Genomic DNA, 12,969 nt, shown 5'->3' with positions numbered 1-12,969 from the left:
TGTGATACCCAATAAATCATACCTATCATTTAGGATGGTACGACAGAGTATTGCCTGAGATCCCAGGGATAAAGCTTGATTCAGAAGTAAAAAGCTTCATAAAAATGCGATTCTTATCAAAGCGTTTTCTGCCCCATTAATTGTTTGTGTGTGTCAGTAGCCATGTCTTGGCAATCGTGAGCCTGGGTTATATGAGTTCCCGTTAATCCACAGGTGACTCATGACAAGGCAACATCAGCCTGAAAGCAGCCTCGCAATAGCAATACTCATCTGCCTTTAGGGGGTTCTGAAGCTGACGTGGCCGGCACTGTGCCCCAATAAATGCGCAAATTATCTGAATTTATCCTCATTTGGCGTAAGCTGAACCCATTATCCTACTGTCTTTCAAACAGCGGCCCGGCGCGACCAGAATGGCAGTGGGGAAACTTACCTTACCGAGGATCCCCTATGAGTCGTGAAATCAACAAAGATACGCAGCTGTGTATGTCACTGGCTGGCCGGCCAGGTAATTTCGGCACCCGCTTCCACAACTATCTTTATCAGGAGCTGGATCTGAATTTTATCTATAAGGCGTTCACCACCAAAGATATTCAGGCAGCGGTAGGTGGCGTGCGGGCGCTGGGGATCCGTGGTTGTGCGGTTTCCATGCCGTTCAAGGAAAGCTGTATCCCATACCTTGATGAATTGGATGCTTCGGCTACGGCGATAGAATCGGTTAATACCATTGTTAACGACGAGGGTTTTTTGCGTGCTTATAACACCGACTATATCGCTATCGCCAAGCTCTTGGCACAGTACCAGATCCCTGCGGCTACCTCATTTGCCCTGCGTGGCAGCGGGGGTATGGCCAAAGCCGTAACCGCCGCCCTGCGTGATGCCGGGTTTAAACACGGCCATATCATCGCGCGTAACCCACAGGCTGGACAGGCATTGGCCGCACAATACGGCTACCAGTGGTTGGCAGAAATGGGGAATTTACAGGTTGATATGCTGATTAACGTCACGCCAATCGGTATGGCCGGGGGAACAGAATCCGAACAGTTGGCCTTTGAGCCAGCAGCGATCCAGGCAGCCAGGATCGCCTTCGATGTTGTGGCGTTGCCAGCAGAAACCCCATTGATTCGTTATGCGCACGAACAGGGCAAACAGGTCATTACCGGTGCAGAAGTGATCGCATTGCAAGCATTGGAACAGTTTGTTCTGTATACCGGCGTTCGCCCGACCCATGAGCAGATTGACCGCGCCGCAGCCCATGCACGTGGCTAGAAATAGTAAAAGGGGCCCAAATTGGCCCCTTTTAATTTCTCCAGCAGCAATGTTAAGCGTTATTTTGCAACGCCTTCCATCCCCACCAGCCCGACCTTCAGATAACCGGATTTACGTAGCGTATCCATCACGCTCATCAGTGTTTCATAATCGACGGTCTTATCTGCCTGGAAGAAAATGGTGGTCTCTTTGTTCGATTGAGTACGCTGATCCAGTACCGATGTCAGTTGTTCGGCCGTTACTGGCTCATCGCCAACGTAGAGTTGTTTGTCAGCCTTGACCGACAGGAACACCGGCTTTTCCGGGCGCGGTTGCGGTTTGGCGGTAGAAGCTGGCAGATCGACGCGAATATCTACCGTTGCCAGCGGCGCAGCCACCATAAAGATGATCAACAGCACCAGCATGACATCGATAAACGGCGTCACGTTGATTTCATGCAGTTCGCCGCTGTCGTCCAGATCTTCATTTAAGCGCATCGCCATAACTCACCCCGCCCGCAACTGGTGTGCATGCTGCGAACGTTTAGCCTCGGCCGTTGCGGCCAGATCCAGATCGCGGCCCAACAGCAGCAGAACCTGTGCAGCCATATCGCCCACCTGGGCGCGGTGGCCGCCGATAACACGAGCGAAGATGTTGTAAATCACGACCGCCGGAATTGCCGCTACCAGGCCAAGAGCCGTAGCTAGTAAGGCCTCAGCAATGCCTGGTGCCACAACGGCCAGATTGGTGGTTTGCGATTGGGCAATGCCGATAAAGCTGTTCATGATGCCCCATACGGTGCCAAACAAGCCCACGAACGGTGAAATAGCACCAATGGTCGCCAGGAACCCATTGCCGCGCCCCAGTTGTCGGCCATAGGCCGCAACACGGCGTTCAAGGCGGAAACCGGTACGCTCTTTAATCCCGTTATTGTCGTCAGAGGCTGCCGAAAGCTCCAACTCGTTCTGCGCATCCTGCAGCAGCACTGCACTGATGCTTTCTTCAGAGAAGCTTTGTGCCACTTCGGAGGCATCATCCAGCGAGCGAACATTGGCCAGCGCCTGCTGCTCACTGCGCAAACGGCGCTTGGAGCGGATCAATTCGCTGCCTTTGGCAAACAGAATGGTCCAGGTGATGATAGAAGCCAGTACCAGACCGATCATCACGGTTTTTACCACGATATCGGCATGCTGATACATGCCCCAGACGGAAAGATCCATGCCACGGGTCTCTGGCGGCTGGATAGTCGGTGCTGGATTAACCGGGGTGATATTTTCCGGGGCTACCGCTTCAGGAGTGGCAACTTCTGGTGCGGTTACGTCAGGTGCCGTTGCTGTGGCAACGCTTTGGGCTACGACGGGTGCAGTGGCCGGTGCCGCCTGAGCCAGGCCTGCCAACCCCACCACCAATACCACTGAGGCGATCACACTACGCCCCAGTGCGCCCCATTGCCCACGGTCTGCCCCATGAGCACTTTGATTTATCATTTTGCCAGCCGTTTTCACGCTGCGCCTCCACCCATTTAAACATTTAAGGAAGAATCAGCGGGTGATCATATCAAACCAATCATGGATTGATAGTAGTTATCATTATTATTTACTCAATATCGCATTGGCGGCCAAAAAATGATGCAACCCCAATGACTATCAGGGTTTCTACGCCCTTTGGCATAACATTGCTGACCAAAAAAGCTAACAAACCAGTCACCGCAAATGCCGTTTTTTTGATCTTTATGGCGAAAGAGACCGCAGGGCGCACCATGACGCATAGGCATTTACCTGTCACCACCATTTTCACCTATAGAAGTTAAAACGTCTGGATGGCTATTATTTGGCATGCTAACGTAAAGGCTATCGCAAAATGGGCAGAGTGAAGCAAGGTAAATCATCAATGACGTCAAAAAATCTCGAAACCGCGCTGATCGGCGCCGGGCGCAGTAAACGTTATACTCAGGGCTCGGTCAATCCGGTGACTCAGCGTGCTTCATCACTGGTATTTGAATCGGTGGCCGCCAAGAAACACGCCACCGCAAAACGTGCTCAGGGCGAGCTGTTTTACGGCCGCCGTGGCACCCTCACCCATTTTGCCTTTCAGGATGCAATGACCGAATTAGAGGGTGGTGCGGGCTGCGTGCTGTATCCGTGCGGCGCAGCGGCGGTAGCCAATGCCATTCTGTCTTTCGTTAGCGCAGGCGATCACCTGCTGGTCACCGGTTCGGTCTATGAGCCGACACAAGACTTCTGCAGCCATATTCTTGGCCGGATGAACGTGACCACCCGCTATTTTGATCCGCTGATCGGTGCCGGGATCGCGTCGTTGATCCAGGCCAATACGCGCGTAGTCTTTCTTGAATCCCCTGGCTCTATCACCATGGAGGTGCAGGATATCCCGGCGATGGTCAAAGCCATTCGTGCCGTGAACCCGGAAATTGTCATCATGATCGACAACACCTGGGCGGCGGGGGTGCTGTTCAAGGCGCTGGAATTTGATATCGATATTTCCATACAGGCAGGCACCAAGTACATCATTGGCCACTCGGACTATATGCTCGGCACGGCGGTAGCAAATGCCCGCTGCTGGGAACGGTTACGTGAGTATTCCTACCTGATGGGGCAGATGGTCGATGCAGATACGGCCTATATGGCCAGCCGAGGTCTGCGTACCCTGAGCGTGCGGCTCAAACAGCATGAGCAGAGCAGCATTGCCGTTGCGCAATGGCTGGAACAACGGCCAGAGGTCGCAGTCGTTAATCACCCGGCCCTGCCCGGCTGTAAAGGGCACGAGTTTTATCGCCGCGATTTCAGCGGCTGCAACGGCCTGTTCTCCTTTGTATTAAAGCAACGGCTCAGCAATGAACAGTTGGCCGACTATCTTGATAACTTCAGCCTCTTCAGCATGGCGTATTCCTGGGGAGGTTACGAGTCGCTGATCCTGGCGAACCAACCGGAAGAGCTGGAGGCTATCCGCCCTGCAGGCGGCGTGGATTTCTCCGGTACGCTGGTGCGTGTCCATATCGGATTGGAGAATGTACAAGACCTGATCGACGATCTCGCCGCTGGTTTTGCGCGCATCGCACGTTGAAATAGCTGGGCGATCCGCTGGTCGCCTATGTTTTTTGCGCCTTTGACACATTTCTGCGTTCTGTTTAATGTCCACTTAAGCTAATAGCGTTACACTATGACGGTGCTCCAAGCCTACAACTCTGGGTACGACCTATCTGCAAAAAATACGATAGGCTATAGAAAGTCAGCCCAGGCACCACAGGACAGAAAATGGAAGTATTGAAAGAGATTGTTCACGCTCTGTGGACGCAGGATTTCACTGCGCTTGCCGATCCCAGCGTGATTTGGGTGGTTTATGTTGTTCTTTTCACCACCCTGTTTTTGGAAAACGGATTACTGCCAGCATCTTTCCTCCCAGGTGACAGCCTGCTGCTGTTGGCTGGCGCATTGATTGCCAAAGGCGTGATGGGCTTTATCCCTACGCTGGTGATCCTCACCATTGCCGCCAGCCTTGGTTGCTGGCTAAGCTATCTGCAAGGACGATGGCTTGGCCATACCTCGGTGGTAAAAGGGTGGCTATTGCAGTTACCGGCGCAATACCACCAGCGTGCTCATATATTGTTTAACCGCCACGGCCTTGTCGCCCTGCTGATTGGCCGTTTCCTGGCGTTTGTCCGCACGCTGCTACCAACCATGGCCGGGATCTCGGGCCTGAATAACACGCGCTTTCAGATATTCAACTGGTTAAGCGCGCTGCTTTGGGTCGGTTCAGTGGTCACGCTAGGTTATGCCTTCAGCCAGATCCCGTTGGTCAAACGCCATGAAGATCAGGTCATGGCAGGGTTGATGATCTTGCCTGTGGCACTTTTAGTATTTGGGCTGGTAGGCGTTATGCTGGTTATCTGGCGCAAAAAACGCGCTGCCTGACGACACCGCCAACAGAGAGAACCGCCGCTTGGGCTTACCGCCCGAAGCGCTCGCTCACCCTGGCTGTGACCGAGTCTTGCTGGCGCGTCAACCCTGTAACATCACCTGATTATTGTCCCGCAACCGGGCGAGTTCATCGCTCGGCGTTATACCAAACAACCGTTTAAACTCGCGGCTGAACTGCGAAGCACTTTCGTAACCTACGCGGATCGCCGCCGTACTGGCCTTCAAACCATCATGCACCATCAGCAGGCGTGCCTTGTGCAGGCGATAGGACTTCACATACTGCAACGGTGAAGTATTGGTCACCGCTTTAAAGTTATGGTGAAACGCCGACACGCTCATATTCACCTCATACGCTAACTGTTCGACGTTCAGGTTCTCCGCATACTGATTTTCAATCCGCCGCAGCGCCTTGGCGATCTGGCTAAAATGCGTGTGACGGTTGACCAATTCCTGCAACGAAGCCCCGCAACTGCCGCGCAGCACGTAATAAAGCAGCTCACGCACTATCTGTGGCCCCAGCACGCGGGCATCAAGGGGTTTGGCCATCACGTCCAGCAAGCGCTCGGTGGCACACAACATTTCGTTGGTGAGGGGGAAAGGTTAACGCCGCTGCTTTCTCCCCGCGGCTTCATCAGATAGTCGTTATCACCGATGTCGATCAGCAGATCCTGCAGCATCTGGCTATCGATATTCACTGCCAACCCCACCATCGGCTGCTCCGGGCTGGCAAAGGTTTCGCATTCAAACGGCAACGGTACCGTCATCAGCAGATAATTGTTCGGATCGTACTGAAACACTTTATTGCCACAATATCCCACCTTATGCCCCTGAAAGACGATCACGATACCGGACTCATACATCACCGGCTGACGTGGGCAATGTTCGTCGGTATACAGGATCCTCACCTGTGGAACCGGCGAAGGGCTATAACCTTTGCCTGCAGCAAACTGCAATGCCTGGCGCGCCATTCGGCCATGCAACGTATCATTTTCCATCAAGCAAACGTCCCCTTACACACTGAACAATTAGGCATAAATAATAGAGCATAAAAGGCATTTCCTACAGTATTCAGTAGAAATAGGCAAGACACGAACAGGAATGTGCATTGTGCGAACGGGCCAAGTTACTGACAATACACCCCAGTTACTTTGCGCTCTTTGGCGCTTTCCTGATACCAATAGAGAAAACATTCATGCAAAACTTTACTCTCTACACCCCAACCAAAATCCTGTTCGGTAAAGATCAGATCACCCATCTGGGCAACCAGATCCCGGCTGATGCCCGCATCCTGATCACCTACGGCGGCGGCAGCGTGAAGAAAAACGGCGTGCTGGATCAGGTCTATTCCGCACTGGCAGGCCGTAACGTGCAGGAGTTCTCCGGCATTGAACCTAACCCAACCTACGAAACGCTGATGAAAGCAGTAGAAATCGTGCGGGCAGAAAACATCGACTTCCTGTTAGCCGTGGGCGGCGGTTCCGTAGTTGATGGCACCAAGTTTATTGCAGCAGCTGCTGACTACCAGGCAGACCGCGATCCCTGGCATATCCTGAAAACCGTGGGTAGCGAAATCACCAGCGCAGTACCCATGGGCTGCGTGCTAACGTTGCCAGCGACCGGTTCAGAATCCAACAGCGGTGCGGTGATCACCCGCAAGAGCAGCGGTGACAAACAGCATTTCTTCTCCCCACACGTGCAGCCGTTGTTCGCCGTACTGGATCCGGTGGTGACCTACTCTTTGCCGCCACGTCAGATTGCCAACGGCGTAGTGGACGCGTTTGTACACACCATTGAGCAATACCTGACTTACCCGGTCGATGCTAAAGTGCAGGATCGCTTTGCGGAGGGCCTGCTGCTGACGCTGCTGGAAGATGGCCCACGCGCATTGGCAGAACCAGAAAACTACGCGGTACGAGCCAACGTGATGTGGAGTGCCACCATGGCCTTGAACGGTCTGATCGGTGCCGGGGTGCCGCAAGACTGGGCAACGCATATGCTCGGTCATGAACTGACCGCTATGCATGGCCTGGATCATGCACAAACTCTGGCCATCGTGCTGCCAGCCTTGCTGGTTGAGAAGAAAGCCCAGAAACGTGAAAAACTCCTGCAATACGCTGACCGCGTCTGGGGCCTGCGTGAAGGTTCTGAAGAGAGCCGAATCGACGGTGCAATTGCCGCCACCCGCGCTTTCTTTGAACAAATGGGCGTGCCAACCCGCCTGTCTGATTATCAGCTCGACGGCAGCTCTATCCCTGCTTTGATCGACAAATTGCATCAGCACGGTATGACCGCACTGGGTGAACATCAGGATATTACGCTGGAAGTCAGCCAGCGCATTTATCAGGCCGCACGCTAATCAGCACATCGGCGCGATTTCATCGCAACATGGTAGTTTCCTGCTAGGCTTTAATTTCTACCTCCCGTGCCCGGTCGATCGCCAGGCACGGTTTTGCGCTTCAACTGCGCTTTCGATCGCATCGCATGACACCGTCTCGTTAACCCCATGGGAGAGTATTATGGCGAACCAATCCAGCACTGTTTCCAACAATACCATTCGTGCCTGGGCCGCGCCCGGCCAGGGAAAGCCGCTTGAGCCTTTCAGCTTCGACGCTGGAGCTTTGGGTGATGATGAAATTGAAGTCGCTATCGATTATTGCGGCGTCTGTCATTCTGACTTATCCATGCTGAATAACGAGTGGGGCATGACCCAATACCCCTTTGTACCGGGCCACGAAGTGGTGGGCAAGGTGACCAGGCTCGGTGCTCATGCTCAGAATAAAGGGCTGAAGATCGGCCAGGTGGTTGGCGTGGGCTGGAACCGTGGCAGTTGTATGCACTGCCATCCCTGCCTATCAGGCGATCAGCATCTGTGTCATGAAGTACAGCCAACCATTATTGGCCGTCATGGCGGTTTTGCCGATCGTATCCGCAGCCATTGGGCCTGGGCGATTCCACTGCCTGAAGAGGTTGATGTCACCAGCGCCGGGCCGCTGTTCTGCGGTGGGATCACGGTTTTCAACCCTTTGTTGCAATACGATGTACGCCCGACACAGCGCGTGGGAGTCGTGGGTATCGGTGGCCTCGGCCATATGGCGATCCGCTTTATGCATGCCTGGGGATGTGAAGTTACGGCCTTTACCTCGTCCAACAGCAAACGCGATGAAGCGCTTGCTCTGGGTGCACACCGTGTGGTGGCCAGTAATGACAGCAACGCGTTGAAAGCTATAGCCAACCAGCTCGACTTTATTCTGGTAACCGCCAGCGCCTCATTGGACTGGGATGCCTTTATCAGCACTCTGGCACCTAAAGGCCGCCTGCATTTTGTCGGGGCGATCCCAGACCCGGTACCGGTACAGGTGTTCTCGTTTATCAGCAAACAGGCCGAGCTTTCGGCTTCACCTACCGGAGCCCCTTCACGCTTGGCAGATATGCTGGCGTTCTGCGCCAGGCACCAGATCGAGCCCCAGGTAGAGCATTTCCCACTCAGTAAAGTCAACGATGCCATAGCGCATCTGGAAGCGGGCAAAGCCCGTTATCGTATCGTGCTGGATATGCACGCTTAACCGGCAATCTCGGCAATGGCTGAGGTTGCGAACTAAAATTAATCTATACCCTGGGAATTTCAAGTTACAGCCAGGCGACCAGCGCTTTCATCCCGGGAGCTTACTCCGGTAAGTGGCTGGGGGTGACAAATCTGTCGGGCAAATCGGTCAGAAACTGATTTGAATGCCGCAAGCGGCAGCCCGTAGGGGAAATCATAATGATTGGATTTCTAACAGATTTGAACGCGGTGAACGGCGGCCCCGTGAGGGGCGAAACCCACGGATGGGGTTCGTAATAGCAGGTAGCAACGCTGCAGCTTGAAACACGACGGGTATACATGGGCTTCGGCCTGGAAGCTGTCATAAGGAGATACGCATGCAACCCATCATCAAACTACACGATGGTAATCTGATGCCGCAATTGGGTCTCGGCGTTTGGCAGGCCAGCATTGCAGAAACCACCAATGCAGTAACCAAAGCGCTAGAGGTTGGCTATCGTTCCATCGATACCGCCGCAATCTACAAAAACGAGGAAGGGGTGGGTGCCGCGCTGCAATCCACCTCCATCCCGCGTGAAGAGCTGTTTATCACCACTAAGCTGTGGAACGACGATCAGGGCGATCCGCAGGCAGCGCTGGAAACCAGCCTGAAAAAACTGCGGCTGGATTATGTCGATCTCTATCTGATCCATTGGCCGAAACCGGCACAGGATCAATATGTCGATGCCTGGCGCGGTTTGATCAAACTGCGTGAACAAGGGCTGGTAAAAAGCATCGGCGTCTGTAATTTCCACACGCCGCACCTGCAACGCCTGCTGGATGAAACCAACGTCGCACCGGTGATCAACCAGATCGAGCTGCACCCGCTATTGCAACAGCGCCAGCTACGCGCCTGGAACGCGACCCATCATATCGCTACCGAATCCTGGAGCCCATTGGCACAAGGGGAGAAGGCGTTTTCGATCAACCCCTGATCAAGAAACTGGCTGAGAAGTACAACAAGACACCGGCGCAGATCGTTGTGCGCTGGCATCTGGACAGCGGCCTGATCGTGATACCGAAGTCGGTCACGCCAGCACGTATTCGTGAAAACTTTGAAGTGTTTGATTTCAAACTGGATAAGGATGAGCTGAGCGAAATCACCAAACTGGATATCGGCAATCGCCTGGGGCCGGATCCGGAATCACTGTAAGCCGTTCACACCCTCATTTACACCACGTGAGTGAGGGTGAGCTTTCCTCCTTCTCCCCTGATATTCGTGACTAATAAGTGACTTTTAAACAAGATATTGGCAAGTACTGGCGCTATGATATCGCTCTGTGATTACCTGATAACAACGGCACGGAGTTTCATGACATTCTCCTTCTCTCATCTGCCACGCCTGGCAATGATATTGATGCTGCTGGTGTTGGCTGGCTGTTCCAGCAAGCACCAGCGAACCAGCCATGATAGCCATGCTTATGACGATGAAATCGAAGACGCCGCCAATGAATACGGCGTCGATCAAAAACTGATCGCGGCGATAATCCAGGTGGAATCCAGCTTTAACCCGCAAGCCGTCAGCCCCTCTAACGCCATCGGCCTGATGCAGCTTAAAGCGAATACCGCCGGTTGTGATGCTTATCGTTTTAAAGGCAAAAGCGGTTGCCCGGATGATGACGATCTACGGGATCCGCAAACCAATATCGACCTCGGTGCAGCCTATATTGGCGCCTTGCAGCATCAGCAACTGAACTGGATTGAAGATCCGGTTACCCGGCGCTACGCCACTGAAGTGGCCTATGCCAACGGCGCAGGTGCCTTATTGCGCACTTTCTCGAGCGATCGCAAGAAAGCCATCAGCATGATTAACAACCTGTCACCCGAAGCATTTCACTGGCATGTGCGCCAGCACCATCCCTCGCCGCAGGCTCCGCGCTATATGCTGAAGGTCGAAGCGGCCTATAACAGTTTGTAGCCTGAAATAGAGCTTTATCCTCAACCAGGGAATATCCCCTATAAAAGATAAAGAGGGGGCGATAATGGCATGAAGCCACCGGCCCCCTAAAGTGAGTTATCAGGCCTTACCGCTGCGCACAGGCTTTCGCGCCGGCTTGTTGGACGGGGTGCGCTGGCGAGTGATATCCGTATGTTTGGTTAACGCCGGGCGAGTGTGGCGCTGCAGGCGTCTAGCCTCACGCTGCTCGTCGAGGCTTGGCGCTGGCACCAGGCATTCGCGGCGGCCACCAATCAGGTGTTTCATGCCCATTTCTTCCAACGCAGTGCGGATCAGCGGCCAGTTGAGCGGATCGTGATAACGCAGCAACGCTTTATGCAGGCGGCGCTGGCGATCGCCGCGCGGGATAAACACGTCTTCGGTCTTATAACCCACTTTGCTCAACGGGTTCTTGCCGCTGTAATACATGGTGGTGGAGTTGGCCATCGGCGATGGATAGAAGTTCTGCACCTGATCGAGACGGAAACGGTTTTTCTTCAGCCATAGCGCCAGGTTCACCATATCTTCATCGCGGGTGCCCGGATGCGAAGAGATGAAATAAGGGATCAGATACTGCTCTTTACCCGCCTGTTTGGAGTACTGATCGAACAGCTGTTTAAAACGATCGTAACTGCCCATACCCGGCTTCATCATCTTCGACAATGGCCCTTCTTCGGTATGTTCCGGAGCAATCTTCAGGTAACCGCCCACATGATGGGTAGCCAGTTCCTTGATATATCGAGGATCTTCAACCGCCAGATCGTAACGTACCCCAGAGGCGATCAGGATCTTTTTGATCCCTTCCAGTTCACGGGCACGGCGGTAAAGCTTGATGGTCGGCTCGTGGTTGGTATCCATATAGGTACATATTTCCGGATACACACATGAAGCGCGGCGGCAGGTTTGTTCGGCTCGCGGGTTGGTGCAGCGCAGCATATACATATTGGCCGTTGGGCCGCCCAGATCGGAAATCACACCGGTAAAACCCGGCACCTTGTCGCGGATCTCTTCGATTTCACGCACGATCGAATCTTCAGAACGGCTTTGGATGATCCGCCCTTCGTGCTCGGTGATCGAGCAGAACGAACAGCCGCCATAGCAACCACGCATGATATTCACCGAGAAGCGGATCATGTCGTAGGCCGGAATGCGATCTTCGCCATAAGACGGGTGCGGCACACGCTGATAAGGCAGGGCGAATACGCTGTCCATTTCCGGTGTGCTGAGTGGGATCGCCGGTGGGTTGATCCATACATAGCGATCGCCATGTTTTTGCATCAATGCACGGGCGCAGCCAGGGTTGGTTTCGTGGTGCAGGATGCGTGAAGTGTGGGCATACAGCACCTTGTCCGCTTTCACCTTCTCAAAGGAAGGCAGCAGCACGTAGGTTTTTTCCCACGGCTTGGGCTTGGCGGCGCGCACGGTAACGGGTTTGGCCTCTGGTTCTGGCGTACCGCCATCGGCACAGGGCAAATCTTCACCGTAAGGATTGGGGATCGGCTCAATGCGCCCAGGCTTGTCCAGACGGGTGGAATCTACGCCACTCCAGCCCGGCATGGCTTGTTTACGCATGACCGCGGTGTTGCGGATATCATGAATATCCTGGATTTTTTCACCCGCCGCCAGGCGGTGCGCCAGCTCCACCAGCGGGCGTTCGCCGTTGCCATAAATCAGGATATCGGCCTTGGAATCCACCAATACCGAGCGGCGCACGGTATCCGACCAGTAATCATAATGTGCAATACGGCGCAGGCTGGCTTCAATACCCCCTAACACCACTGGCACATCTTTATAAGCTTCTCTGCAACGTTGGCTATACACCAAGGTGGCGCGATCTGGGCGTTTCCCCCCAGGTTGCCAGCGGTGTAGGCATCGTCATGGCGCAGCTTGCGATCGGCGGTGTAGCGGTTGATCATCGAGTCCATATTGCCCGCAGTCACGCCAAAGAACAGGTTTGGCTTACCCAAACGCATAAAATCTTCTTTGTTGCTCCAGTCTGGCTGGGCAATGATCCCCACGCGGAAGCCTTGGGCTTCCAACATACGGCCAACGATCGCCATGCCAAAACTCGGGTGATCGACATACGCGTCACCGCTGATAATGATCACATCGCAGCTATCCCAGCCTAGTTTATCCATCTCTTCACGCGACATCGGTAAAAACGGCGCGGGGCCAAAACATTCAGCCCAATAAGGCTTATAGGAAAACAGTTCACGTTCAGGTTGGATCAGGCTGGTGGTGCTCATTACGGATGCTCTTGTGCAGGTTAATTT

9 protein-coding genes and 3 pseudogenes are annotated in these 12,969 nt (G+C 53.9%); 7 read left to right on the top strand and 5 right to left on the bottom strand.

The features are described 5' to 3' along the window. Positions 1-447: 447 nt before the first annotated feature. Positions 448-1,266, top strand: a complete 819-nt coding sequence (locus tag ACQ86O_RS09420; protein WP_431225006.1) for a shikimate 5-dehydrogenase — start codon at positions 448-450, stop codon at positions 1,264-1,266. Between the two features lie 59 nt (positions 1,267-1,325). Here the strand turns inward: ACQ86O_RS09420 and exbD are convergent, their stop codons facing one another. From exbD to ACQ86O_RS09405, 3 genes are all read right to left on the bottom strand, one after another. Further along, a complete protein-coding gene (gene exbD, locus ACQ86O_RS09415) occupies positions 1,326-1,748 on the bottom strand; it encodes a TonB system transport protein ExbD (protein WP_431225005.1) in 423 nt (140 codons plus the stop codon). 3 nt (positions 1,749-1,751) lie between these two features. Continuing rightward, entirely contained in the window at positions 1,752-2,750 is a 999-nt protein-coding gene (gene exbB / locus ACQ86O_RS09410) for a tol-pal system-associated acyl-CoA thioesterase (protein ID WP_431225004.1), read from the bottom strand. Between the two features lie 91 nt (positions 2,751-2,841). Continuing rightward, complete coding sequence (locus ACQ86O_RS09405) at positions 2,842-3,036, bottom strand: hypothetical protein (RefSeq protein WP_431225003.1); 195 nt, start codon at positions 3,034-3,036, stop codon at positions 2,842-2,844. Between the two features lie 99 nt (positions 3,037-3,135). Here ACQ86O_RS09405 and metC point away from each other — a divergent pair, with 99 nt between their 5' ends. After that, positions 3,136-4,326, top strand: coding sequence for a cystathionine beta-lyase (gene metC, locus ACQ86O_RS09400; RefSeq protein WP_431225002.1), 1,191 nt, complete (start codon positions 3,136-3,138; stop codon positions 4,324-4,326). A gap of 191 nt (positions 4,327-4,517) precedes the next feature. After that, complete coding sequence (locus tag ACQ86O_RS09395) at positions 4,518-5,174, top strand: DedA family protein (protein ID WP_431225001.1); 657 nt, start codon at positions 4,518-4,520, stop codon at positions 5,172-5,174. Between the two features lie 87 nt (positions 5,175-5,261). Here the strand turns inward: ACQ86O_RS09395 and ACQ86O_RS09390 are convergent. Continuing rightward, positions 5,262-6,175, bottom strand: a pseudogene (locus tag ACQ86O_RS09390) (AraC family transcriptional regulator). 197 nt (positions 6,176-6,372) lie between these two features. Between ACQ86O_RS09390 and yqhD the strand changes: the two are divergent. The 4 genes and pseudogenes from yqhD to ACQ86O_RS09370 all read left to right on the top strand — a co-directional run bounded on the left by yqhD (position 6,373) and on the right by ACQ86O_RS09370 (position 10,678). Further along, positions 6,373-7,536: an alcohol dehydrogenase gene (gene yqhD, locus ACQ86O_RS09385; RefSeq protein ID WP_431225000.1), complete on the top strand. Its 1,164-nt coding sequence runs from the start codon at positions 6,373-6,375 to the stop codon at positions 7,534-7,536. A gap of 160 nt (positions 7,537-7,696) precedes the next feature. Continuing rightward, positions 7,697-8,743 carry an NADPH-dependent aldehyde reductase Ahr gene (gene ahr, locus ACQ86O_RS09380; protein WP_431224999.1) on the top strand — a complete coding sequence of 349 codons (1,047 nt, stop codon included), beginning with the start codon at positions 7,697-7,699 and terminating at the stop codon, positions 8,741-8,743. Positions 8,744-9,092: 349 nt separating this feature from the next. Further along, positions 9,093-9,913: pseudogene (gene dkgA / locus ACQ86O_RS09375) on the top strand (2,5-didehydrogluconate reductase DkgA). Positions 9,914-10,072: 159 nt separating this feature from the next. After that, positions 10,073-10,678 carry a transglycosylase SLT domain-containing protein gene (locus ACQ86O_RS09370; protein ID WP_431224998.1) on the top strand — a complete coding sequence of 202 codons (606 nt, stop codon included), beginning with the start codon at positions 10,073-10,075 and terminating at the stop codon, positions 10,676-10,678. 99 nt (positions 10,679-10,777) lie between these two features. Here ACQ86O_RS09370 and ACQ86O_RS09365 read toward each other — a convergent pair. Beyond that, positions 10,778-12,942, bottom strand: a pseudogene (locus tag ACQ86O_RS09365) (YgiQ family radical SAM protein). Between the last annotated feature and the right edge of the window lie 27 nt (positions 12,943-12,969).

Origin of the sequence: Serratia sp. L9, from assembly GCF_050632285.1 — a bacterium.
Taxonomy (GTDB): domain Bacteria; phylum Pseudomonadota; class Gammaproteobacteria; order Enterobacterales; family Enterobacteriaceae; genus Chania.
Note: the sequence above shows the minus strand (reverse complement) of the source record. Positions and strands in the feature narration are given on the sequence as shown.

What these genes read in the sequence shown, in the direction of transcription:
- ACQ86O_RS09420 (WP_431225006.1), top strand. Translation starts at nt 448, where the DNA reads ATGAGTCGTGAAATCAACAAAGATACGCAGCTGTGTATGTCACTGGCT.
- exbD (WP_431225005.1), bottom strand. Translation starts at nt 1,748, where the DNA reads ATGGCGATGCGCTTAAATGAAGATCTGGACGACAGCGGCGAACTGCAT.
- ACQ86O_RS09405 (WP_431225003.1), bottom strand. Translation starts at nt 3,036, where the DNA reads ATGGTGGTGACAGGTAAATGCCTATGCGTCATGGTGCGCCCTGCGGTC.
- metC (WP_431225002.1), top strand. Translation starts at nt 3,136, where the DNA reads ATGACGTCAAAAAATCTCGAAACCGCGCTGATCGGCGCCGGGCGCAGT.
- ACQ86O_RS09395 (WP_431225001.1), top strand. Translation starts at nt 4,518, where the DNA reads ATGGAAGTATTGAAAGAGATTGTTCACGCTCTGTGGACGCAGGATTTC.
- yqhD (WP_431225000.1), top strand. Translation starts at nt 6,373, where the DNA reads ATGCAAAACTTTACTCTCTACACCCCAACCAAAATCCTGTTCGGTAAA.
- ahr (WP_431224999.1), top strand. Translation starts at nt 7,697, where the DNA reads ATGGCGAACCAATCCAGCACTGTTTCCAACAATACCATTCGTGCCTGG.
- ACQ86O_RS09370 (WP_431224998.1), top strand. Translation starts at nt 10,073, where the DNA reads ATGACATTCTCCTTCTCTCATCTGCCACGCCTGGCAATGATATTGATG.